Raw genomic sequence first — 20872 nt, 5'->3', positions numbered from 1 at the left:
TTCAACGCCCCGAAAGCCACAGTGGTGTCCTCCGGGTACCGGAACGGGGAACTCGGGCTACCGGAACGGGGAACACGCGCGACCGGAACGAGGGACTCGCCGCGGGCGGGGTTCCCGCTGGCGCCTGCACGCCCAGACCGGTCACCGTCTCTTGTATGGGAACCAAGTCTGGGGGTCGTGAGTGGTCAGGCCGGTTAGAACCGGTCGGAACCCTCACGACCCCAGGGGGAAGGTCTCCTATTGCCGATCAGCGCACCAGGCGGAACACGATGCCCGCGTCGACCAGCCGGGCGAGCAGCGCGTCGCCCATCGCCGCGGCGGGGGTGACCTGCCCCGAGGTCGCGGGCACGTCGTCGAAGGCGAGGCACAACGCGGATTCGCCGAGCATCTTCGCGGTCTCGCCGTACCCCGGATCGCCCCCGGCGACCTCGGTGACCACGCGCTTCCCGCCGCCCTCGCCGAGGAACCGGACCTTGAACCAGGACTTCGCCCGCCGTTCCTCGCTGGGCCCGTCGCCCGGTTTCCGGATCTTCGACAGCGCGTCGCGGACCGGCGGGATCTGCGCGAGCACGGCGACCAGGCCCAGCCCGGCCGCACCGGCCGCGATGGTCGCCAGGCGTTTGACCGCGGCGTAGTGGGTGTAGGTGAAGTCCGGCCCGTAGGCATCGATCGCCGCGGCCGAGCGGCCCACGACCTGCGGGTCGATCGTCGGCAGCGGGACGAGCCAGTGCCCGGTGTCCGGGTCGCGGTGCGGTTTGCCGAGCGGGACGTGGACCTTCCGGCCCGCCGGACGCGGCTCGGTTCGGGAGCGTTCCTTCGCGGCCCGCACCATGGCCACCGGGCGGGCCGCGGCGGCCAGCGCGGAGGAGAACGTGCCGCCGGAGAACTGGCCCGCCACCCGCACCTGGCCCCGGACCCGCAGCGGCACGTCCTTGGGCAGCTGCTTGACCGTGTAGAACACGCCGAGGTCGTAGGGAATCGAGTCGAAGCCGCAGGCGTGCACGAGCCGCGCGCCGCTCTCCCGCGCCCGGGCGTTGTGGCGCAGGTACATCCGGTCCACGAACTCTGGTTCGCCGCACAGGTCGAGATAGGCGGCGCCGGTCTCCGCGCACGCGGCCACCAGCGGTTCGCCGTAGAGGCTGTACGGGCCGACGGTGGTGACCACGACCTTCGCCGCACCGGCGACCTCGCGCAGCGAACCGGGATCGGTGACGTCGGCGTGCAGCAGCGGCAGCTCGGCGAGGTTCGGATTGATCCCGGCCAGCCGGGTGCGCAGCGCCTCCAGCTTGGCCCGGTTGCGGCCCGCCAGCGCCCACCGGCAGGTCGAGGGCGCGTTGCGGGCGAGGTATTCGGCGGTCAGCGCGCCGGTGAACCCGGTGGCGCCGAAGAGCACGAGGTCGTGATCGGATGCCATGAGCGCTCCTTCTCCCGGTTGACACCGCGGTGTCCTGGGCCGGATAGTACTGACAGGTAACAGATACCACTGGTATCTCATATTGGCGAGAGGTGCGGGTATGCAGAACTTCGCGGGCAAGGTCGCCGTGATCACCGGGGCCGGATCGGGCATCGGCCGGGCCCTCGCGCTGGACCTGGCCGCCCGGGGAGCCCGGCTCGCGCTGTCCGATGTGGACGCCGCCCGCGCCGCCGACACCGCCGCCCACGCGGAGAAGGCCGGAGCGGAGGCCAAGTCCTACCAGCTCGACGTCGCCGATCGAGGTGCCGTGCTGGCGCACGCCGACGAGGTCGCCGAGCACTTCGGCGGGGTCAACCTGGTGGTCAACAACGCCGGGGTGGCGATGACCGGCACGGTCGAGCGGCTGGACTTCGAACAGCTCGAATGGATCTTCGGCATCAACTTCTGGGGTGTGGTGCACGGGACCAAGGCGTTCCTGCCGCACCTGATCTCCTCGGGCGACGGGTACCTGGTCAACATTTCGAGCGTTTTCGGGTTCATCTCGGTGCCGACCCAGGGCGCCTACAACGCCACGAAGTTCGCGGTCCGCGGCTTCACCGAGGCGCTGCGCCAGGAGATGATCATCGCCAAGCACCCGGTCGGCGTCAGTTGCGTGCACCCCGGCGGGATCCGGACCAACATCGCCCGGGACAGCCGGGCGACCTCCGGCTACGACGTCAAGGATCTCGCCCGCAGCTTCGACCGGATCGCGCGTACCTCCCCGGAGACGGCGGCCAAGGTCATCCTGCGCGGGGTGGCCCGCCGCCGCCCGAAGATCCTGATCGGCGCGGACGCGTACGTGGTCGACGCACTGCCCCGGATCCTCGGCCCCGCCTACCAGCGCGTGGTGATGCTCGCCGCCAAACGCGGCCTGGTCTGAGCTACCGGAGGCCGGCGCGACCGGACTTCGTGGATTCGAGCAAGCCCCGCCACGCCGCCGAAGCGAACGAAAGCGTTCCTCCTGGGCGGTCCTTCGTGTCGCGTACCTCGACCGCGGTGGCGATGAACCGCACTTCCACACAACTGTCGTTCTTGGTGGTGCTGTGTGTGCTCTTGAACCAACCAGCTTCCACTCACTGCTCCTTGGCGATGTGCTCGATCAGGTTCCGGGTTTCCTCCCGGCTCAGGGACAGTTCCCAGATTCGGTGGAACGCGCGCAGCATCTGGGCGACTTCGTTCACGTCGTCGAAGTACGTCGAGGGGCCGAACGAATTCGTCGCCAGGCCGATTGGCCTCCCCCGGCTGCCGAAGTCGAAGACCTGGAAACCGCCTCCTCGGATCGGGTTGCCGTAGGTATCCGTCCGGAGTATCCGGACCGTCAACATTGGACGTTCGTTCAGCAGGGACAGTATGTGCTCCATCTGTTCGCGCATGACGCCGGGGCCCATGTTCGCGCGCACGGCGTCCTCGCTGATCACGAACCGCATGATCGGCTGGTTCGGGGCGTCCCAGATGCGGTTCTGCCGGTTGAGGCGGAACTCCAGTCGCTCGGCCGCTTCCTTGGCGCCGTGTTCCCAAAGCACCCCTTCGGCCTCGGCGAACAGGGCGCGCACGTAGCTCGGTGACTGGAGCAAGCCCGGGATGATGCCCGGTTCCGCGCTGTTGATCTCGGAGGCGCTGGCCTCCAGATCGGCGAATCGCTGATATGCGTCCGGAAGCAGGTCGTGGTGTGGTCCGCGCCGTTGACGTTTCCGTGTCTGCACGCCGAAGTCGAGCACGGTCTGACGTTCGGCTTCGTCGGTCACGCGATAGAAGTCGAGGAGTTTGGTCAGATCGCCCTGACTGGCGGTAGCCGTACCCTCCTCCAGTTGGACCACCCGCGAGCGCACCTTCCCGATCGCGTTGGCCGCGGCCTGCTGGGTTTTTCCGGCGCGTTCGCGCAGGCGGCGCAGGGTGAGACCGAGTTGCCGACGTTCGAACGTCTGGCGAGCCTGTGCCATCGTCCCGACCTCTCGTTACGGACCGCCGTCACCCGATGGACGGTAGCTTAAGGCCGACTGTCGCCGTAACCTCATTTTACTGGCGACGGTCGGGCTTTCGCGACCCGACCTTATCCAGGCTTCGCGAGAGGGGACAGTCATGTCGTTGTATGCGCAGACTGGTGTGTCGGTGGAAACCTGGGTGGAGCTGGGCGGCGAGGTCGCCAAGCGGTTCGAGGTCGATCGGGAGAACAACTGCGTGACCCTCTACTTCGGGGAACCCGGCGACTTCATCCTGCACGTGGACCGCGAGAACCTGGAGGCCATCGTGGAGCTGGGGCTGGGTGCGCTGCTCGCCCTGCGCACCGGATAAATCGCTGGACGCGGTCGGTGATGATGTTTCCGTGCGAACTCCGACCATCGCCCCGCTGCCGATCGACCACGCCGACGCCCGCGCGGTGCTGCGGGACTACTTCGACGACGTGGCCAGCCGGTACTACGGGCGGCCGGCGACCGAGCGGGAGATCGACACGGCCCTGGCCGAGGATCCCAGCGACGACCTCGTGCCGCCGACCGGGGTCTTCCTGGCGGCCCGGCACGCGGGCCGGATCGTCGGCTGCGTCGGCCTGCGGCTGGTCGCTCCGGAACTCGCCGAGCTGACCCGGATGTTCGTCCGCGCCGACGCGCGCGGGCGCGGCGGCGGTTCGCGGCTCCTCGACGCCGCCGAGGCGGCCGCGCGGGAACTGGGGGTCGCCAGGATCCGGCTGGACACCCGCGACGATCTCGTCGAGGCGCGCGCCCTCTACGCCAAGCACGGGTATGCCGAGGTCGAGCCGTTCAACGACGACAAGTACGCGGAGCACTGGTTCCAGAAAGAACTGATCTGACCAATTTGGGCGTTGTGGGGTTACGACTCGACCAAGGCCCCTAGATTCCTCACGTCAGGTGCGCTATACATCGGATGTCTGCTCCGACCTGGCGGGAGGAATCTCCGTGCACCTGCTGCGTCTCGGTGAACCGGGAAGCGAACGTCCCTTCGTCCGTGCCGATGGCGGCACGCTCCACGACCTGAGTCCGCTCACCGCCGATCTCGACGGCGCGTTCCTCGCGGCGGACGGCGTGGCGCGGGTCCGGGAGGCGCTGCGGCGCGGGGAACTGGACGAGGTCCCCGGTGAACCCGGCGACGGCAGCCGGTCCCGCGTCGGCCCGCCGCTGGCGCGGCCGGGGAAGATCGTCTGCATCGGGCTGAACTACCGCGGGCACGCGGCGGAGACCGGCGCCCCGCTTCCGGACGAACCGGTCGTGTTTCTGAAGGCGCCGGACGTCGTCGTCGGTCCGTACGACACCGTGCTCGTCCCGCGCGGCTCGACCAGCACCGACTGGGAGGTCGAACTCGGCGTGGTCATCGGCCGCACCGCGCGGTACCTGTCCGGACCGGAGGAGGCGCTGGCCTGCGTCGCCGGGTACGTGCTCTCGCACGACGTGTCCGAACGCGAGTTCCAGCTCGAGCGGGGCGGCACCTGGGACAAGGGCAAGTCCTGCGAGACCTTCAACCCCCTGGGACCCTGGCTGGTGCCCGCGGACGAGGTCGCCGATCCGCAGGAGCTCGGGCTCCGGCTGTGGGTCAACGGAAAGCCCTGGCAGGGTTCGTCCACAAAGGACATGATCTTCACGGTCGCCGAGATCGTGCGCTATCTCAGCCAGTTCATGGTCCTGCGTCCCGGTGACCTGATCAACACCGGCACCCCGCAGGGCGTCGCGCTCGGGCAGCCGGAACCGAAGCCGTACCTGCGCGACGGCGACGTCGTGGAGCTGGAGATCGACGGCCTCGGCCGCCAGCGCCAGCGCATCGGGCGGGCCTGACATGGCGAGGATCACCGGGATGGAGGTCCTGGACGTCCGGTTCCCGACCTCCCGCGAGCTGGACGGGTCGGACGCGATGAACCCGGACCCGGACTACTCGGCCGCCTACGTCGTACTGCACACCGACGGCGGTCCGGACGGCTACGGCCTGGCCTTCACCATCGGCCGCGGCAACGACGTGCAGGCCGCCGCGATCGGGGCGTTGCGGGAGCACCTGGTCGGCCGGGCGGTGCCCGAGGACGCCGCCGCGCTCGCCGAGCTGTCGGCCACGCTGGTCGGGGACAGCCAGTTGCGCTGGCTCGGCCCGGAGAAGGGCGTCGCGCACATGGCGATCGGCGCGGTGGTCAACGCCGCCTGGGACCTCGCGGCCCGGCGCGCGGATCGTCCACTGTGGAGGTTCCTGGCGGAGATGAGCCCGGAGCAGGTAGCCGGGCTGGTCGATTTCCGCTACCTCACCGACGCGCTCACCGAGCAGGACGCGCTGGACATCCTGCGCGCCGCCGAACCGGGACGCGCGGAGCGGACCGCGCGGATGCTCGCCGAGGGCTACCGCGCCTACACCACCTCGCCCGGCTGGCTCGGCTACGCCGACGCCAAACTGGTCCGGCTCGCCAAGCAGGCGGTCGCCGACGGCTTCGACATGATCAAGCTGAAGGTGGGCGGCGATCTCGACGACGACGTGCGCCGGATGAAGCTGGCCCGGGAAACCGTCGGCAAGGGCGTGCGGATCGCGGTGGACGCCAACCAGCGCTGGGACGTCGGCACCGCGATCGAGTGGATGCGGGCGCTCGCGCCGTACGAACCGTACTGGATCGAGGAACCGACCTCGCCGGACGACGTGCTCGGGCACCGGGTGATCGCCGAGGCGCTCGGGGAGATCCGGGTCGCCACCGGGGAGCACGTGCAGAACCGGGTGATCTTCAAGCAGCTCCTGCAGGCGAAGGCGATCTCGGTGCTGCAACTGGACGCGTGCCGGGTCGGCGGGATCAACGAGAACGTGGCGATCCTGTTGCTGGCGGCCAAATTCGGCGTCCCGGTCTGCCCGCACGCGGGCGGGGTCGGACTGTGCGAGATGGTCCGGCACCTGTCGATGTTCGACTTCGTCGCGGTCTCCGGCACCGACGCCGACCGGACCATCGAATGGGTCGACCACCTGCACGAGCATTTCACCGATCCGGCCGTGGTGCGCGACGGCCGGTATCTCGCCCCGACCGCCCCCGGGTTCTCCGCGCGGATGCACGACGCGACGCTGCGCCGCTTCCGGTACCCGGACGGTCCAGAGTGGACGGAGGAAGCGCGATGACCGACTTCGCGGGTCTGGTCGCCGTGGTCACCGGGGGCGCCTCCGGGATCGGCCGCGCGGCGGCGGAAACCCTGAGCGCGCGCGGCGCCTCGGTGGCGGTGCTCGACCGGGAGCCCGAGGTGGCCGAGCCGCTCACCGGGTTCCGCTGCGACGTCACGAACGACGACGAGGTCACCGCCGCGATCGACGCGGTGGCCGAACGGTTCGGCGGGATCGACGTCCTGGTCAACAACGCGGGCATCGGCGCGCAGGGCGACGTGGCCGCGAACTCCGGCGAGGAGTGGCACCGGGTGCTCGACGTGAACGTGGTCGGCATGGCCCGGGTGAGCGCCGCCGCCTTGCCGCACCTGCGCCGGTCGGAGCACGCGGCCGTGGTGAACACGTGCTCGATCGCGGCCTGGGCCGGGCTGCCGAACCGCGCCCTGTACTCGGCCAGCAAGGGCGCCGTGCTGTCGCTGACCCTGGCCATGGCCACCGATCACCTGCCGGACCGGATCCGGGTGAACTGCGTGTGCCCCGGAACGGTCGACACGCCCTGGATCGGCCGCCTGCTCGACGCCGCGGCCGATCCGGCGGCCGAACGCGCCGCGCTCCAGGCGCGCCAGCCGATCGGCCGCCTGGTCACCGCGGAAGAAGTGGCGAACGCGATCGCCTACCTGGCGAGCCCGCTGTCCGGTTCGACGACCGGCACGACCCTGGCCGTCGACGGCGGCATGTACGGCCTGCGACCCCGCGGGCCGGCCCGGAACTGACACGCCCGAGGCATCAAGGAGGATGCGGTGCGGAAGAAGGTGCTGCAGGCCGTCACGGCGGCCGCGGTGCTCGCCCTCGCGGTGAGCGGATGTGGGTCCACAAAGGACAAGTCGGCCGCGGACAATGGTGGCCAGGGCGGCAAGGTCGGCGCGACCGTGCCGCTGCTGACCTCGCCGTTCTGGCAGTCCTACAACAACTACGTGCCCAAGATGGCCCAGCAGCAGGGTGTCGAGGCGCTGCCCACGGTCAACGCCAACAGCGATCCGACCAAGCTCATCACCGATCTGAACAACCTGCTCAACCAGGGCGTCAAGGGGCTGGTGGTGACCCCGCTGGACTCGGCGGCCGTGGTGGCCGGGCTCGCCCAGGCCGAACGCAAGGGCGTGCCGGTGGTGGCGGTGGACGTGGCGCCGGAGGGCGGCAAGGTGGCCATCGTCGTGCGCGCGGACAACAAGGCGTACGGCACCAAGGCGTGCGACGCGATCGGGGAGAAGGTCAACCAGGGCAAGGTCGTGCAGGTCATGGGCGACCTCGCCTCGGTCAACGGCCGGGAGCGCTCGGAGGCGTTCCGCGAATGCATGAAGGCGAAGTACCCCGGGGTGACCGTGCTCGAGGTGCCCGCCGAGTGGAAGGCGGAGAAGGCGGCGTCGGGCCTGGAGGGCCTGCTGACCTCGAACCCGGACATCAAGGCGGTGTACCTGCAGGCGGGCGGGGTGTACCTCGCGCCGACCCTGCAGGCGTTGCAGCGCAAGAACCTGATGTTCCCGGTCGGCGACCCCAGGCACGTGGTGCTGGTCAGCAACGACGGCATCCCGCAGGAGCTGGACGCGATCCGCAAGGGCGAACTCGACGCCACGGTGTCCCAGCCCGCCGACGACTACGCGAAGTACGGGATGTACTGGATCAAGAAGGCGATGGCGGGGGAGACCTTCAAACCCGGCCCCACCGATCACGGCAGCACGATCGTGGAAACCCGCCCCGGCATCCTGGAGGACCAGCTCCCCGCCCCGGTCGTCACCAAGGCCAACGTCGACGACAAGGCCCTCTGGGGAAACAACCTATGACCACGGCGGTACCGGTCGTCGAGGCGAGCGGGGTGGGGCGGCGGTTCGGGCCGACGGTGGCGTTGCGGGACGTGAGCCTGACCGTGCGGACGGGGGAGTCGCACGCGCTGGTCGGGCGGAACGGGGCCGGGAAGTCGACCCTGGTGTCCATCCTCACCGGACTGTCCAAACCGGACAACGGGACGGTGGCGTTCGGCGGGGAGGTGGCGCCGCCGCTGGCCGACCGGGAGGCGTGGCGGCGCCGGGTCGCCTGCGTCTACCAGCATTCCACGGTGATCCCGCAGCTGACCGTCGCGGAGAACCTCTTCCTCAACCGGCAGCCCGCCCGCCGGTTCGTGATCAGCTGGTCGAAGTTGCGCCGCCAGGCGGAGGAACTGCTCGGGGAATGGGGCGTCGCGGTCGATCCGGACGTGCCCGCCGGCGAGCTTTCCGTGGAGGACCGCCAGCTGGTGGAGATCGCCCGCGCCCTGTCCTACGGCGCCCGGTTCATCGTGCTGGACGAACCGACCGCGCAACTGGACAGCCAGGCGATCGAGCGGCTGTTCGGGCGCATGCGCGAACTGCAGGCCGCCGGGGTGACCTTCCTGTTCATCTCGCACCACCTGCAGGAGGTGTACGAGGTGTGCCAGGCGGTCACCGTGCTCCGCGACGCGCGGCACGTGCTGACCGCGCCGGTGGCCGAGCTGTCCCGCGCCGAACTGGTCGACGCGATGACCGGCGAGCGGGGCGGCCTGACCGTGCGGGACGCCGCGGACCGCGAACCCCTGACCGCGACCGAGGAGGCGCTCGCCGTGCGGGACCTGTCCGGGGACGCGTTCTCGCGCGTGTCCTTCGTTCTGCGCCGGGGCGAGGTGCTCGGGCTGGCCGGGAGCAACGCGAGCGGTAAGCACCAGCTCGCGGAAACCCTGTACGGCCTGCGCAGGCCCCGGTCCGGATCGATCGTCGTGGCCGGGAAGCCGCTGCGCCCGGGGGACGTCGGCGCCGCGCTGCGCGCCGGGATCGGCTGCGTGCCCCGGGACCGCCACCAGCAGGGCCTGGTCCTCGGTCTGTCCATCGCGGACAACGCCACTATGTCCATTTTGGACAGGATGGGCCCGGCGGGCACCGCGTCCCCCGGTGCGCGGCACGCGAAGGCGAGCCGGGCGCTGACCGACTACGACATCGTCGCCGCGAGCCCGGACCAGCCGGTGTCCGATCTGTCCGGCGGCAACCAGCAGAAGGTCGTGCTGGCCCGGGCGCTGGCCCGCGACCCGGACGTGCTGGTGCTGATCAACCCGACCGCCGGGGTCGACGTGAAGTCCAAGGAGGCCCTGCTCGCGGTCGTCGAGCGGGTGCGCACCGAAGGCAAGGCCGTGCTGATCGTCAGCGACGAACTGGACGATCTGCGGCCCAGCGACCGGGTGCTCGTGCTGCGCTCCGGGCGCCTGGCCGCCGAACACCAGGCGGGCTGGACCGACGGTGATCTGGTGGCCGACATCGAAGGAGTGGACCGTGACTAACTCCGTCCTGTCCGCGGAAACCACCGCGGACGCCCCGAGCCCGGCCCCCGCGCGGCGCCTGCCCCGGCTCCGGGAACTCGCCCTGCTGCCCGCGCTCGCCGCGCTGATCGTCATCGGCGGGCTGGTCAACGACACGTTCCTGACGCCGGACAACCTGATCAGCATCCTCGGCGCTTCGGCGGCGCTCGCGCTCGTCGTGCTCGGCGAATCCCTGGTGCTGATCTCCGGGAAGTTCGACCTGTCCCTGGAGTCGACGGTCGGGATCGCGCCCGCGCTCGGCGCGCTGCTGGTCATCCCGGCCGGGTTCGGCACCGAATTCCCGGCCGGGGCCGGCATCCTGGCGATCCTGGTGATCGGCGCGCTGATCGGCGCGCTCAACGGGTTCCTGATCGTCAAGCTCCAGCTCAACGCGTTCATCGTGACCCTGGCGATGCTGATCGTGCTGCGCGGGCTGCTGGTGGGCGCGACCGAGGGCAAGACCCTGTTCGACCTGCCGGAAGCGTTCTTCGCGCTGGCCACCACGACGTTCCTCGGGCTGCCCGCCTCGGTGTGGCTGGCCGCCGCGGCCTACGCGCTCACCGGGTTCGTGCTGCGGTACCACCGGGCCGGGCGGGCGCTGTACGCGATCGGCGGGAACCGGGAGGCGGCCCGCGCGGCCGGGATCCGGGTGGACCGGGTGGCATGGCTGGTGTTCGTCGTCGCCGGGGTGTTCGCGGCGCTGGGCGGGCTGGTCCTGACCGGATACGTGGGCGCGATCAACGCCAACCAGGGCGATCAGATGATCTTCACCGTCTTCGCGGCGGCGGTGATCGGCGGGATCTCGCTGGACGGCGGGCGCGGCACCATGTTCGGCGCGCTCACCGGTGTGCTGTTGCTGCAGTCGGTGGAGAACCTGCTGACCCTGGCCCAGGTGCCGTCGTTCTGGATCAAGGCGGTGGACGGCGGGATCATCCTGGTCGCGCTGATGATCGCCCGCTTCACCGGCGGCAAACCCCAAACCTGAGGTGATCCCCCCCATGCACCCCCCTTCCCCCAATGTGGCTTTGGGGACGTTCAGCGCCCCGAACGCCACGTTGAGTGCATCGCGAGTGGGAGCCGAGTGCGGGGGTCGTGCGTGTTCCGGCCGGTTAGAACCGGTCCAGACACTCACGACCCGCAGGAAAACCCGCAGCCCCAATGCGGCGGGCGGGGAGGAGCGGTGGCTGTGATGTGCCTACGAGTCGTCGGCGGTGCCGAGCGCGTTGCGGAGCCATTGTTCGACCCCGGCGACGTGCACGGTCGCCCACGACCGCGCGAGTTCCGGTTCGCGCGCCGCGATCGCCTCGTAGATGGCGAGGTGCTGTTCGCGGGTCTTGGCGACCGCGCCCTCCTGGGTGAGGCCGCGCCAGATCCGCGCGCGAGTGGTCGGCCCGGACAGGCTGTCCAGCAGCGAGCAGAGCACCGGGTTGCCGGAGCCGTCCGCGATCCGGCGGTGGAACGCGAGATCGTTGGCCACCAGCGCCTCCACGGTCGGCGATTCCTCGAGTTCGTCGAGCAGGCGGCGCAGTTCGGCGAGATCGTCGTCGCTCATGTGCTGCGCGGCCATCGCGGTGGCCGCGGGCTCCAGGATCCGGCGCACCGCGAGGAAGTCCAGCACGGTGTCGTCGCGGTGGAAGTCGACCACGAACGTCATCGCGTCCAGCAGCAGGTGCGGCTCCAGGCTGGTGACGTAGGTGCCGTCGCCCTGGCGCACGTCCAGCACGCGGATCAGGCAGAGGGCCTTCACCGCCTCGCGCAGGGAACTGCGGGAGAGCCCGAGCCGCTGCGCGAGTTCGGCCTCCTTGGGCAGCCGGTCGCCCGGCGCCAGCTCGCCCGAGATGATCATGCCCTTGATCTTGTCGATCGCGACGTCGGTGACCGGCACGCCGGCTCTCCCTCCGGATAAGACCTCCGATGTTTCCCCAGGTTAGATTGCCATGGAGTGTGCACAATGCAGCGTGTGGCCCTGCATACCCGGTTGAAACCCGGGCAGGAGGCGGAGTACGAACGCGTGCACGCCGTGATTCCGCCGGAACTGGACGCCGCCCTGCGCGCCGCGGGCGTGCGCGCGTGGCGGATCTGGCGGGACGGGCTCGATCTGTTCCACGTCGTCGAGGTCGAGGACTACCGGGCCATGCGGCGCGCGCTGGCCGCGCATCCGGCGAATGTCGCCTGGCAGGCGCGGATGGCGGAACTGCTCGACGTCGAGGACGACTATTCGGGCGACGATTCCGGGCTCGGGCTGGTGTGGGAGCTGCCGTGAAGGTCACGCCGCAGGGGCTCGGCTGCGCGCAGCTGGGCAACCTCTACCACGCGATGTCGGACGAGAACGCCACCGCGACGGTCGATCGGGCCTGGGCCGAGGGCATCCGGTACTTCGACACCGCGCCGCACTACGGGCTCGGGCTGTCCGAACGCAGGCTGGGCCGGGCGCTCGCGGGCCGGCCGCGGGCGGAGTTCGTGGTGTCCACCAAGGTCGGCCGCCTGCTCGAACCGGATCCGGCGGGGGCGAGCCGGCGGGACGACGCCGGTTTCGACGTCCCGGCCGCCTACCGGAGGCGGTTCGACTTCAGCCGGGACGGGGTGCTGCGCTCGCTGGAGGAGAGCCTCGGCCGGCTCGGCCTCGACCGGGTGGACCTGGTCTACGTCCACGACCCGGACGAGCACTGGGCGGCCGCGCTGGACGAGGCGCTGCCCGCGCTGTTCGAACTGCGCGCGCAGGGCGTGATCGAGGCGGTCGGGGTCGGCATGAACCAGTGCCCGATGCTCGCCGAGTTCGTCCGCCGGACCGAGCTGGACGCGCTCATGGTCGCCGGGCGGTACACCCTGCTCGATCAGCCCGCGCTCGACGAACTGCTGCCGCTGTGCGCCGAGCGCGGGGTCGCGGTGCTGGCGGCCGGGGTGTTCAACGGCGGCATCCTGGCCACCCCGAGCCCCGGCACGATGTACGACTACCTCCCCGCGGCGCCGGACCTGGTGGCCAGGGCCGAGCGGATCGCCGCGGTCTGCGCCCGCCACGGCGTCGAGCTCCCGCAGGCCGCGCTCGCGCTGCCCGCCGCGCATCCCGCGGTCGCGAGCGTGGTGGTCGGGGCGCATTCGCCGGAGCAGGTCACCGACAACGCGCGACGGGCCCGCGAACCGGTGCCCGCCGCGCTCTGGCAGGAACTGATCGCCGCGGGCCTGCTGCGCGCGGACACCGTCGTCGAGGCAGGGATGACCGCATGATCGACGCGCACCACCACCTCTGGGACCCGACCCGCCGCGCCTACCCGTGGCTGGCCGGCGACGCGCTGGCCCCGATCCGTCGTCCGTACACAGTGGACGATCTGCGCGCGGTGACCCGGGCCGCCGGGGTGCGCGCCACGGTCCTGGTGCAGACCGTCTCGTCGGACGAGGAGACCGCGGAGTTCCTCGACCTCGCCGCGCGGGAGCCGCTGATCTCCGGCGTGGTGGGCTGGGCCGACCTGACCGCACCGGACCTCGCCGACCGGCTGGCGGAACTGCGCGCCCGCGGTCCGCTGGCCGGTCTCCGGCACCAGGCGGAGGACGAGCCGGACCCGGATTGGCTGGCCCGCCCGGACGTGCTCCGCGGGCTCGCCGCGGTCGCCGCCGCGGGCCTGACCTACGACCTGCTGGTGCGGCCACCGCAGTTGCCCGCCGCCCGGAAGGCGGTTGACGCGGTACCGGAATTACGGTTCGTGCTCGACCACGCCGGTAAACCGCCGATCGCGCGGGGGCCGTGGCAGCCGTGGGCGGGCGAACTGGCCGCGCTCGCCGAGCGGCCGAACGTGTACTGCAAGTTCTCCGGCCTGGTCACCGAGGCCGACTGGGCGGAATGGCGGGTCGGGCACCTGCGCCGCCACGCCGAGCACGTCCTGGAGTCCTTCGGCGCCGACCGGGTGCTGTTCGGTTCGGACTGGCCGGTCTGCGAGCTGGCCGCTTCCTACCAGGCCGTGGTGGACGCGGCGCTCTCGCTCACCGGCCCGCTGTCCGACGCCGAACGGGCCGAGGTGTTCGAGCACACAGTGGTGCGCGCGTACCACTTGCCGATTTCGCAGGTGTAGAGCCCGGCGACCCTGGGTAGCCCACCGCCACGAGAGGACATCGTGGAGGTGAGAGTCATGACGGATACATCCAGGTTGCCGACTCCCGTCGCGGAGATCTGGGATTGGCAGCGGTTCGGCAACTGCCGCAACCTCGACAGCGCGGTGTTCTTTCACCCCGATGGCGAGCGGGGTTTCGCCCGGGCGGATCGGGTGGCGCGGGCCAAGCGCATCTGCCAGTCGTGCCCGGTGATCGTGGAGTGCCGCCACCACGCGCTGACCGCCGAGGAGCCGTTCGGCGTCTGGGGTGGCCTGGACGAGTCCGAGCGCCGGGACGCGATCCAGCGGCGCCGGAAGCTCGCGGTGAGCTGAGGGGGACTTGATGCGTTTCGGGTACACGTTGATGACCGAGCAGGCCGGTCCCCGCGAACTGGTCCGGCATTCCCGGGAGGCCGAACGGGCCGGATTCGACTTCGAGGTGATGAGCGACCACTTCTCGCCCTGGCTCGCCGAACAGGGCCACTCGCCCTACGCGTGGAGCGTGCTCGGCGCGGTGAGCGAGGTGACCGAGCGGGCCGAGCTGATGAGCTTCGTGACGTGTCCGACCATGCGGTACCACCCGGCCGTGGTCGCGCAGCGGGCGGCCACGGTTTCCCTGTTGTCCGGCAACAGGTTCACCCTCGGACTCGGCGCCGGGGAGAACCTCAACGAGCACGTGGTGGGCCGGGGCTGGCCGCCCGCGAACGTGCGGCACGAGATGTTGTCCGAAGCGGTGCAGATCATCGGCGACCTGTTCGACGGCGGCTACGTCAACCACGTCGGCACGCACTACCGGGTGGACTCCGCGAAGCTGTGGGACCTGCCCGAGCGCCGGACCCCGGTGGCGGTCGCGGTGTCCGGCCGCCAGTCGGTCGCGCGGTTCGCCCCGGTCGCCGACGCGTTGATCGCCGTCGAACCGGATGACGAACTCTGCCGGGCCTGGGACGCCGAACGGGCCGAGCTCGGGCAGGAGGCCTCGCGCAAGATCGCTCAGCTGCCGGTCTGCTGGGATCCCGACCGCGACGCCGCGATCCGGCGGGCGCACGAGCAGTTCCGCTGGTTCGGCGGCGGCTGGAAGGTGAACGCCGAACTCCCCGGCCCGACCGGGTTCGACGCCGCCACGAAGTTCGTCACCGAAGCCGAAGTCGCGGACAACATCCCGTGCGGTCCCGATCCCGGGCCGATCGTGGAAAGCGCGAAAGCGTTCGCCGCGGCGGGGTTCACCGATCTCGCGTTCGTGCAGATCGGCGGCGAGCACCAGGACGGGTTCTTCGAGTTCGCCGAGCGGACCCTCTTGCCCGCGTTGCGGGAAGCGGCCTGAGTTCAGCCCATCGCGGGCTCGTAGTCGATCAGCGCGCGGAGCCGCCCGATCGCGCGGTGCTGGGTCACCCGTACATTGACGGCCGACATTCCCAGCGCCTTGGCGGTTTCCTTGGAAGACAATCCCATTGCGACGCGTAACGCCAGAATGTCCTGGTGCACGTGCGGAAGCGTGCTCATCAGGCGGTGCAACCGAACGGCCAGATCGGAGCGCAGCGCCTGGAGTTCCGGTTCGTTCTCGGTGGCGGTGATTTCCGGGAGCTCGGCCACCGGCACCGAGCGGTCCCGGGAAGCCTGCCGAAACGCGTCGGCGATTTTGTTCGTGGCGATCGCCCGTACCAGATAGAGAAACGAGCCGCCGCGGTCTTCGTAGGCCGGAAGCGCGTGCAGCAGCGCGATGCAGACCTCCTGCGTGATGTCCGCGGCGGACAGGTACGACACGTCCCGGCCGCCGATGCGGGACAGGCAGAAACGTTCGATCTTCGGCGCCAGCTGGGTGAGCAGATCATGTTTGGCCTGCTCGTCACCACCCGCCGCGGCGCGCGCCAGCGGATCCCATTCCGATTCCGTCGGCCGGAAGTTCTTGCGCGGCGCGGAAGCCAGCACGGCGAGCCGGACCTGGGACGTGGTGGTGGGTGACGGGGCCACCCCGACATTCATGATTGTCTCCCGGAGTCCACTGGTGGGTTCACCGTCGGGGTCCGGGACGGCGCGAAGTTCGGGGTCGTGCCGGGGGGATAACGTTCGGCACGCTACGCGTTATGACCGGATGTGATGTTAGACCGCACGGTACGGGGTTTCCAGAAACCCTCGAAAGACTGCCCGTTCGCACGAACAGCCGTGTGCGCTAGGTGACGCCGTTTGGGTGTCGACGGAACCGGGTAACGATTAAATATGGTGTATCCGTGGGAAGACATCAGGTTACCGAGCCCCCGGCGAGCTCCCCCGCGGCAATACGTGCCGAGTTGCACCGGGCGGCGGTACCGGTGGATGTGCAACGACACATCGCGCACGCCTTCGTCGAACTCGCCGACACCCTGGATGCCGAGTTCGAGGTGAGCGGGTTCCTGCGGCTGCTGGCTCGGCACTGCCAGGAACTGCTGGGCATCGACGCGGCCGCGGTGTTCCTCGCCGAGCCGGAGGGAGGCCTCCGCCTCGCGGTTTCCACCGGCATCGACACCCGCCTGACCGAATTCCTCGCGGCCACTCCCGGGCCCGCGGCCGACTGCGCGGGCGAGTATCTGGCCAACCTCGGCGCGCGCGAATCCGCGGCGCGCTGGCCGGACTACGCCGTCCAGGTGCGTGCCGCGGGTTTCGAGCTGAGCCACGCGCTGCCCATGCGGCGGCGCGACGCGGTGATCGGCGCTTTGCTGCTGCTGAAACACGGCACCGAGCGGTTCGCCGAGAGCGACGTCGTGCTCGCGCAGGCGATGACCGAGACCGCGACGATCGGGCTGATGCAGCACCTCCGGTTGCATGAACGCGAAGAGTTGGCGGCCCAGTTGCAGACCGCGCTGCGCAGCCGGGTGATCATCGAACAGGCGAAGGGCGTCCTGGCCGAACGGCAGCAGATCGGATTGGACGAGGCGTTCACCCTGCTGCGCGGCCACGCGCGCCAGCACCGCCGCCGGCTGGCCGAGCTGGCGGCCGCCGTGGTGGACGGGCTTCCCTTGGGGCGTCAGGAAAAGCGCTAGAAGTCCCGGGTGACCAGCGCACGCAGCCGGGTGATCGCCCGGTGCTGGGTGACGCGGACGTTCCCGGGCGAGATGCCCAGCGCTTCGGCGGTCTCGGTGGCGGACAGCCCGACCGCGATCCGCAGTGCGAGAATTTCTTGCTGCAGTTGGGGAAGCGTGCTCAGCAGGCGGTTGAGGCGCGCGCCGAGATCGGCGTCCAGCGCGTGCTTTTCCGGTTCGTTCTCGCCGAGCGGGAACTCCGGGAGTTCGGGCACCGGGTCCGACCGGTCGCGGGAGACCAGGCGGTAGGCGTCGGCGACCTTGTTCGCGGCGATCGCGTGCACCAGGTACAGGAAGGAGCCGCCGCGGTCCTGGTAGGTGGGCAGTGCCTTGAGCACCGCGAGGCAGATCTCCTGGGCGACGTCGTCGGCGGACAGGTAGGACAGGTCGCGGCCGCCCATCCGGGCGCGGCAGTACCGCGCCGCGACCGGGCGCAGCATCTCCAGCAGGGCTTGGATCGCGCCGGGATTCCCCTCGGCCGCGTCCTTGACCAACGGGTCGAGCTCTTCCTTGGTCAACCGCTGCCCGGCACGCGGATAGGACTTCGGTGTGGTGAAACCGGGCACCGGCGTGGCGACGCCGTCGCTCGTGGCCGGTGGGACACGCACACTCATGATCGGCTCCCCTGCACCTCGCGACGACCTGACGTCGAAGGCATACGCTGCGTCACTGTTTGTCAACGACTGGCCCGAAAATCCGAACGAAACTCAGTAGCTTTGCGACTCAGCGTAATCATAAGTCGGCTCCGGGCATTGGTCGACAATTCAACTAGATAAGCCCCGTTCGCACGAACGGGATGTTCGCCGGTGCGCGAAACCCTCGTGCAACGAACACGGGTGAACGAATCAGTGCAGAAGTGACAGTGCGGACGCGGATGTCGCGGCCACCAGCACCGTGGCCGCGGCGATCATCGGCGCGCTCGGCGCCGTCGGCCGGGCTTGTTCGCGGAACACCCGATCGCGTACCGATCCGGTCACCGCCAGGAGCGCGGTGGTCACCGCGGCGAGCACGCCCGGCACCACGGCGAGGCCCCAGCCCTGCCGGGCCGCGGAGTTCAGCAGGAGCAGGGTGCAGCCGGCGCATGCCAGCGCGGTCCGGCGCCAGGCCAGTCCGGTGCGCTGGGGCTGTGCCCCGTCCGGGTTCACGAGAGCACCACGAGTACCGCGCACGCCAGGGCGAGCAGCAGGATGCCGGTGGCGAGCACCAGGACCAGCCCGTTGCGCGGAAGTGGTTCACCTCGCCGCATCGCCTGCTGCACCTTCCGCCAGCGCGGGTAGCTGGTCGCGGCGAGCACGGCCGACAAGCCGACGAACACCAGGGCCAGCACGGTCCGCGTGCTCGGCACCGCGAACCGGGGCACGAGCTGGTGCACGGCCACCCCCGCGGCGAGCAGCCCGAGCGCGGTCCGCAGCCAGGCGAGGAAGGTGCGTTCGTTGGCCAGGGTGAACCGGTAGTCCGGTTCCGTGCCGTCCTCTCCGGACGTGCGTTCTGCCATGTGGGCAGGGTAATCAGTGGCGCCGGGCGAACACCCACCAGCGCAGCAGCGCGAACCGGGCGATGCCGCCGAGCGCGCTGGCCGTCGCCAGCACGGTCGCCTCGAGCGTGGCCGAAGGCGCGGTCGCGACGGCGTCCAGGGCGAGCAGGACGGCCGATCCGTAACCGGCGTAGAACAGGAAGGTCAGCACCGACTGCAGGTGCCGCCGGGCGGGCGCGCTCGGGGCGCCGGCGAAGGTCACCTTGCGGTGGAACTCGGTGTTGAGAATCGTGGTGATGGCGACGGAGAGCAGGTTCGCCGCGGTCGAACCGGTCATCGGCCGGAACGCGAGGAAGAGCGCCGCCTGCAGGCCGGTGGTCACCGCTCCGGCGAGGACGTACCAAGCGACGTGGTGGCCGAGCTGCGATGCGGGGCGCAGGGTTTCGCCGGGCATCCACCGTGCGGTGGTCATAATCCAGAATCTACAGATGATTCACAAACTTGTGAATCGAATAAAAGGTGATCTCGCTCTCGGTACCGCTCGTTTCGCCGCGGGGCCGCCCGGGTATGTCGAGCCCGTGGTTCGAAAGCCCGGGAAGGGAGGACCCGATGACCGAGCGGACACCCGACGCGGTCGAGCGTGATCCGGCCGAGATGGCGGAGCACGATCCCGCGTCGTTGAGCAGCAGCGAAGACCTCGACGAGGACCGCCTCCGGGTCGACCCGCTGGAAGAAGGCGTCGAACCACCGGAGCACTGGACCGCCGCGGACCGGTTCGGCACCACGGCCAACGAGCAGCGCGCGGGCGAGAGCCTGGAGCAGAAGCTGCACGAGGAAGAGGCGGACGTGCAGCCGGAGGACGTCCCCGATCGGCCGATCGCCGCGACCCCGGCCGACGAACTCGACGGCACGATCGACGACGCGCCGCCGGACGTCGAGCCGGTGGCGCCGGACGAGCGGCTGGACGGACCGCACTCGTCGGCCGTCGAACGGGGACAGAACGCGGACGAGGCCGGTGGCTCGGTGGCCGAGGCGATCCGCACCCCGCAGGACGCGGACTAGCCTTCTTGTAGCGCGGCCCACATGAGTTCGGCGGCGCGGCGGGCCTCGTTTCCGGGCGCGGTGGGCTCGCCCAGTTCGTCGGCCAGTTCCGGTGGCGGGCCCTCGGCGGGGGCGGCGCCGATCAGTTCGACCGTGGCCACCGCGAGATCGCGCAGTTTGACGTTGAAGTGCTGGCTGGACAGGACGAGCGTGCGGAACGCGACCCCGGCGTCGCAGCCGCGCGCGGTCATGATCATGCCCTTGGCCTGTTCGATGATCCTGCGGTGCTCGACCATCTTGAGCAGCTGATCACCGCGGAGCACCTCGTCCGCGCAGTACTCGACGAGCGCGGCCGACATCGCGAGCACCGGTTCGATCTCCTCGACCACGCGCAGGTCGTCGGCGGTGGCCTCGTGGTCGAGGTAGAGGGACAGCACGATCGGGCCCTCGTCGTCCCAGCTCCCGGCCACCGCGATCACCGCGAGCGGGACGGGCACGTCGGAGAGCGCGGAGATCCGCGCCGCCAGTTCGGGCCAGCGTTCGTCCCGGGCGAGATCGGGGGCCGTGATCGCCTCGTGCGCCGTGGCGGTGTGGACGACCGGTCCGGTGCCCAGTTCCCATTGCAGCGCATCGAGTTTCTCGGCGAGCCCGGAGGAGGTGATCGGTCCTTCGCTGCGGGAGGAGGCGTGCAGGCCGACCCCGACGCAGCCGGTGACCTTGCCGTGCACGAACTCCAGCAGCCGTTCCAGGAGTTCGGGGCCCAGGGTGGCCCGCGCGGCCCGCTCGCCGCCGTTCCGGATCGTCACTTCTCCGCCTTCCGCTCGGCCCGCCGCGAGCATAGCCACGGACCGGGGTTGTGACCCAGAACACTCCGGCGCTGACCTGCGCGGAAGTGGGGCCGGACGGCCGGGGGAGTGACGCCGTCCGGCGGGTGAACGCCCTCGCCCCTACGGTGGAAGGTCACAGTGCAAAGACCAGAGGGAAGGCCGAATCCATGCTTGCCATGACCGACGCCGCTGCCGAGGCGATCAGTGCACTGACCGCCCAGCAGGGGCAACAGGAATCGGGTGGTCTGCGGTTCGCCGTGCAGACCGCCCAGGACCAGGGGGCGCAGCTCGCGCTGTCCGTGACGCCGGGTCCGGAAGACGGCGACCAGGTGCTCGGCGCGGACGGCGGCGCCAAGGTGTTCCTCGAACCGCAGGCGGCCCAGTTCCTCGACGACAAGCTGCTCGACGTGCAGCAGGACGAGCAGGGCCAGCTGAACTTCGCGGTGCTCCAGCAGCCGGAGGCCCCGGGCGGCGCACCCAGCCCCGCCTGACCCCCGACGCCCTTTCATGAGGGGACCCCTCC

Annotated in this window: 27 protein-coding genes; 17 read left to right on the top strand and 10 right to left on the bottom strand. The window is 70.4% G+C overall.

The features are described 5' to 3' along the window. Positions 1 to 247: 247 nt before the first annotated feature. A complete protein-coding gene (locus tag FXO23_RS24600) occupies positions 248 to 1414 on the bottom strand; it encodes a saccharopine dehydrogenase family protein (protein WP_158887786.1) in 1167 nt (388 codons plus the stop codon). A 100-nt stretch (positions 1415 to 1514) separates the two neighbouring features. Between FXO23_RS24600 and FXO23_RS24595 the strand changes: the two genes are divergently transcribed. After that, on the top strand, positions 1515 to 2333 hold the full coding sequence (locus FXO23_RS24595; RefSeq protein WP_158887785.1) for an SDR family NAD(P)-dependent oxidoreductase: 819 nt from the start codon (positions 1515 to 1517) through the stop codon (positions 2331 to 2333). 1 nt (position 2334) lies between these two features. On the opposite strand, the gene FXO23_RS24590 is transcribed toward FXO23_RS24595, so the two are convergent. Continuing rightward, complete coding sequence (locus FXO23_RS24590) at positions 2335 to 2526, bottom strand: DUF397 domain-containing protein (RefSeq protein ID WP_158887784.1); 192 nt, start codon at positions 2524 to 2526, stop codon at positions 2335 to 2337. After that, positions 2527 to 3393 carry a helix-turn-helix domain-containing protein gene (locus FXO23_RS24585; protein ID WP_158887783.1) on the bottom strand — a complete coding sequence of 289 codons (867 nt, stop codon included), beginning with the start codon at positions 3391 to 3393 and terminating at the stop codon, positions 2527 to 2529. Positions 3394 to 3532: 139 nt separating this feature from the next. On the opposite strand from FXO23_RS24585, the gene FXO23_RS24580 reads away from it, so the two are divergent. The 8 genes from FXO23_RS24580 to FXO23_RS24545 all read left to right on the top strand — a co-directional run bounded on the left by FXO23_RS24580 (position 3533) and on the right by FXO23_RS24545 (position 10857). Continuing rightward, the gene (locus tag FXO23_RS24580; RefSeq protein WP_158887782.1) at positions 3533 to 3745 is read left to right on the top strand and encodes a hypothetical protein; all 213 of its coding nucleotides are present in this window, start codon (positions 3533 to 3535) and stop codon (positions 3743 to 3745) included. A 31-nt stretch (positions 3746 to 3776) separates the two neighbouring features. Then, positions 3777 to 4259, top strand: coding sequence for a GNAT family N-acetyltransferase (locus tag FXO23_RS24575; RefSeq protein WP_158887781.1), 483 nt, complete (start codon positions 3777 to 3779; stop codon positions 4257 to 4259). Between the two features lie 106 nt (positions 4260 to 4365). Next, positions 4366 to 5235, top strand: a complete 870-nt coding sequence (locus FXO23_RS24570) for a fumarylacetoacetate hydrolase family protein (protein ID WP_158887780.1) — start codon at positions 4366 to 4368, stop codon at positions 5233 to 5235. A 1-nt stretch (position 5236) separates the two neighbouring features. Continuing rightward, entirely contained in the window at positions 5237 to 6538 is a 1302-nt protein-coding gene (locus FXO23_RS24565) for an enolase C-terminal domain-like protein (protein WP_158887779.1), read from the top strand. Next, positions 6535 to 7290, top strand: coding sequence for an SDR family NAD(P)-dependent oxidoreductase (locus tag FXO23_RS24560; RefSeq protein ID WP_158887778.1), 756 nt, complete (start codon positions 6535 to 6537; stop codon positions 7288 to 7290). Before FXO23_RS24565 ends, FXO23_RS24560 begins: the two co-directional genes overlap by 4 nt. Positions 7291 to 7317: 27 nt before the next feature. Continuing rightward, positions 7318 to 8355, top strand: coding sequence for a sugar ABC transporter substrate-binding protein (locus tag FXO23_RS24555; protein ID WP_158887777.1), 1038 nt, complete (start codon positions 7318 to 7320; stop codon positions 8353 to 8355). Further along, positions 8352 to 9854, top strand: a complete 1503-nt coding sequence (locus FXO23_RS24550) for a sugar ABC transporter ATP-binding protein (protein ID WP_158887776.1) — start codon at positions 8352 to 8354, stop codon at positions 9852 to 9854. The genes FXO23_RS24555 and FXO23_RS24550 overlap by 4 nt, the downstream gene beginning before the upstream one ends. 7 nt (positions 9855 to 9861) lie before the next feature. Beyond that, positions 9862 to 10857 carry an ABC transporter permease gene (locus FXO23_RS24545; RefSeq protein WP_425484904.1) on the top strand — a complete coding sequence of 332 codons (996 nt, stop codon included), beginning with the start codon at positions 9862 to 9864 and terminating at the stop codon, positions 10855 to 10857. A 210-nt stretch (positions 10858 to 11067) separates the two neighbouring features. Here the strand turns inward: FXO23_RS24545 and FXO23_RS24540 are convergent, their stop codons facing one another. Continuing rightward, a complete protein-coding gene (locus tag FXO23_RS24540; RefSeq protein ID WP_158887774.1) occupies positions 11068 to 11757 on the bottom strand; it encodes a FadR/GntR family transcriptional regulator in 690 nt (229 codons plus the stop codon). 66 nt (positions 11758 to 11823) lie between these two features. Here FXO23_RS24540 and FXO23_RS24535 point away from each other — a divergent pair, with 66 nt between their 5' ends. From FXO23_RS24535 to FXO23_RS24515, 5 genes are read left to right on the top strand one after another with little or no spacing between them, the layout of a single operon-like run. Further along, the gene (locus tag FXO23_RS24535; RefSeq protein WP_158887773.1) at positions 11824 to 12135 is read left to right on the top strand and encodes an L-rhamnose mutarotase; all 312 of its coding nucleotides are present in this window, start codon (positions 11824 to 11826) and stop codon (positions 12133 to 12135) included. Then, positions 12132 to 13097 (top strand): aldo/keto reductase, encoded by a 966-nt coding sequence (locus FXO23_RS24530; RefSeq protein WP_158887772.1) that lies wholly within the window; start codon positions 12132 to 12134, stop codon positions 13095 to 13097. The genes FXO23_RS24535 and FXO23_RS24530 overlap by 4 nt, the downstream gene beginning before the upstream one ends. After that, complete coding sequence (locus tag FXO23_RS24525; RefSeq protein ID WP_158887771.1) at positions 13094 to 13936, top strand: amidohydrolase family protein; 843 nt, start codon at positions 13094 to 13096, stop codon at positions 13934 to 13936. Before FXO23_RS24530 ends, FXO23_RS24525 begins: the two co-directional genes overlap by 4 nt. 57 nt (positions 13937 to 13993) lie before the next feature. Further along, entirely contained in the window at positions 13994 to 14287 is a 294-nt protein-coding gene (locus tag FXO23_RS24520; protein WP_158887770.1) for a WhiB family transcriptional regulator, read from the top strand. Positions 14288 to 14297: 10 nt separating this feature from the next. Continuing rightward, positions 14298 to 15275 carry a TIGR03557 family F420-dependent LLM class oxidoreductase gene (locus FXO23_RS24515; protein WP_158887769.1) on the top strand — a complete coding sequence of 326 codons (978 nt, stop codon included), beginning with the start codon at positions 14298 to 14300 and terminating at the stop codon, positions 15273 to 15275. A 2-nt stretch (positions 15276 to 15277) separates the two neighbouring features. On the opposite strand, the gene FXO23_RS24510 is transcribed toward FXO23_RS24515, so the two are convergent. Next, entirely contained in the window at positions 15278 to 15934 is a 657-nt protein-coding gene (locus FXO23_RS24510; protein WP_158887768.1) for a sigma-70 family RNA polymerase sigma factor, read from the bottom strand. 326 nt (positions 15935 to 16260) lie between these two features. Between FXO23_RS24510 and FXO23_RS24505 the strand changes: the two genes are divergently transcribed. Beyond that, positions 16261 to 16968, top strand: coding sequence for a GAF and ANTAR domain-containing protein (locus FXO23_RS24505; RefSeq protein WP_158887767.1), 708 nt, complete (start codon positions 16261 to 16263; stop codon positions 16966 to 16968). Here FXO23_RS24505 and shbA read toward each other — a convergent pair. The 4 genes from shbA to FXO23_RS24485 all read right to left on the bottom strand — a co-directional run bounded on the left by shbA (position 16965) and on the right by FXO23_RS24485 (position 18953). Further along, positions 16965 to 17621 carry an RNA polymerase sigma factor ShbA gene (gene shbA, locus FXO23_RS24500; RefSeq protein WP_158887766.1) on the bottom strand — a complete coding sequence of 219 codons (657 nt, stop codon included), beginning with the start codon at positions 17619 to 17621 and terminating at the stop codon, positions 16965 to 16967. The two genes, FXO23_RS24505 and shbA, sit on opposite strands and share 4 nt — an antisense overlap. A 231-nt stretch (positions 17622 to 17852) precedes the next feature. After that, positions 17853 to 18152: a DUF202 domain-containing protein gene (locus FXO23_RS24495; RefSeq protein WP_158887765.1), complete on the bottom strand. Its 300-nt coding sequence runs from the start codon at positions 18150 to 18152 to the stop codon at positions 17853 to 17855. Beyond that, positions 18149 to 18502 carry a YidH family protein gene (locus FXO23_RS24490; protein ID WP_158887764.1) on the bottom strand — a complete coding sequence of 118 codons (354 nt, stop codon included), beginning with the start codon at positions 18500 to 18502 and terminating at the stop codon, positions 18149 to 18151. Before FXO23_RS24490 ends, FXO23_RS24495 begins: the two co-directional genes overlap by 4 nt. A gap of 13 nt (positions 18503 to 18515) precedes the next feature. After that, a complete protein-coding gene (locus FXO23_RS24485; RefSeq protein WP_158887763.1) occupies positions 18516 to 18953 on the bottom strand; it encodes a GtrA family protein in 438 nt (145 codons plus the stop codon). Between the two features lie 137 nt (positions 18954 to 19090). On the opposite strand from FXO23_RS24485, the gene FXO23_RS24480 reads away from it, so the two are divergent. Further along, complete coding sequence (locus tag FXO23_RS24480) at positions 19091 to 19543, top strand: hypothetical protein (RefSeq protein WP_246257749.1); 453 nt, start codon at positions 19091 to 19093, stop codon at positions 19541 to 19543. Here the strand turns inward: FXO23_RS24480 and FXO23_RS24475 are convergent. Then, the gene (locus FXO23_RS24475; RefSeq protein ID WP_158887762.1) at positions 19540 to 20328 is read right to left on the bottom strand and encodes an ANTAR domain-containing protein; all 789 of its coding nucleotides are present in this window, start codon (positions 20326 to 20328) and stop codon (positions 19540 to 19542) included. The genes FXO23_RS24480 and FXO23_RS24475 overlap by 4 nt on opposite strands. A gap of 188 nt (positions 20329 to 20516) precedes the next feature. Between FXO23_RS24475 and FXO23_RS24470 the strand changes: the two genes are divergently transcribed. Continuing rightward, a complete protein-coding gene (locus FXO23_RS24470) occupies positions 20517 to 20840 on the top strand; it encodes an iron-sulfur cluster biosynthesis family protein (RefSeq protein ID WP_158887761.1) in 324 nt (107 codons plus the stop codon). Positions 20841 to 20872 lie beyond the last annotated feature (32 nt).

The organism is Amycolatopsis anabasis, from assembly GCF_009765355.1.
Lineage (GTDB): Bacteria > Actinomycetota > Actinomycetes > Mycobacteriales > Pseudonocardiaceae > Amycolatopsis > Amycolatopsis anabasis.
Note: the sequence above shows the minus strand (reverse complement) of the source record. Positions and strands in the feature narration are given on the sequence as shown.

Coding starts and splice junctions, on each gene's coding strand:
- FXO23_RS24565 (WP_158887779.1), top strand. CDS start 5,237: ATGGCGAGGATCACCGGGATGGAGGTCCTGGACGTCCGGTTCCCGACC.
- FXO23_RS24550 (WP_158887776.1), top strand. CDS start 8,352: ATGACCACGGCGGTACCGGTCGTCGAGGCGAGCGGGGTGGGGCGGCGG.
- FXO23_RS24600 (WP_158887786.1), bottom strand. CDS start 1,414: ATGGCATCCGATCACGACCTCGTGCTCTTCGGCGCCACCGGGTTCACC.
- FXO23_RS24525 (WP_158887771.1), top strand. CDS start 13,094: ATGATCGACGCGCACCACCACCTCTGGGACCCGACCCGCCGCGCCTAC.
- FXO23_RS24470 (WP_158887761.1), top strand. CDS start 20,517: ATGCTTGCCATGACCGACGCCGCTGCCGAGGCGATCAGTGCACTGACC.
- FXO23_RS24490 (WP_158887764.1), bottom strand. CDS start 18,502: ATGGCAGAACGCACGTCCGGAGAGGACGGCACGGAACCGGACTACCGG.
- shbA (WP_158887766.1), bottom strand. CDS start 17,621: ATGAGTGTGCGTGTCCCACCGGCCACGAGCGACGGCGTCGCCACGCCG.
- FXO23_RS24480 (WP_246257749.1), top strand. CDS start 19,091: ATGACCGAGCGGACACCCGACGCGGTCGAGCGTGATCCGGCCGAGATG.
- FXO23_RS24515 (WP_158887769.1), top strand. CDS start 14,298: ATGCGTTTCGGGTACACGTTGATGACCGAGCAGGCCGGTCCCCGCGAA.
- FXO23_RS24535 (WP_158887773.1), top strand. CDS start 11,824: ATGCAGCGTGTGGCCCTGCATACCCGGTTGAAACCCGGGCAGGAGGCG.
- FXO23_RS24580 (WP_158887782.1), top strand. CDS start 3,533: ATGTCGTTGTATGCGCAGACTGGTGTGTCGGTGGAAACCTGGGTGGAG.
- FXO23_RS24560 (WP_158887778.1), top strand. CDS start 6,535: ATGACCGACTTCGCGGGTCTGGTCGCCGTGGTCACCGGGGGCGCCTCC.
- FXO23_RS24510 (WP_158887768.1), bottom strand. CDS start 15,934: ATGAATGTCGGGGTGGCCCCGTCACCCACCACCACGTCCCAGGTCCGG.
- FXO23_RS24485 (WP_158887763.1), bottom strand. CDS start 18,953: ATGACCACCGCACGGTGGATGCCCGGCGAAACCCTGCGCCCCGCATCG.
- FXO23_RS24585 (WP_158887783.1), bottom strand. CDS start 3,393: ATGGCACAGGCTCGCCAGACGTTCGAACGTCGGCAACTCGGTCTCACC.
- FXO23_RS24520 (WP_158887770.1), top strand. CDS start 13,994: ATGACGGATACATCCAGGTTGCCGACTCCCGTCGCGGAGATCTGGGAT.
- FXO23_RS24595 (WP_158887785.1), top strand. CDS start 1,515: ATGCAGAACTTCGCGGGCAAGGTCGCCGTGATCACCGGGGCCGGATCG.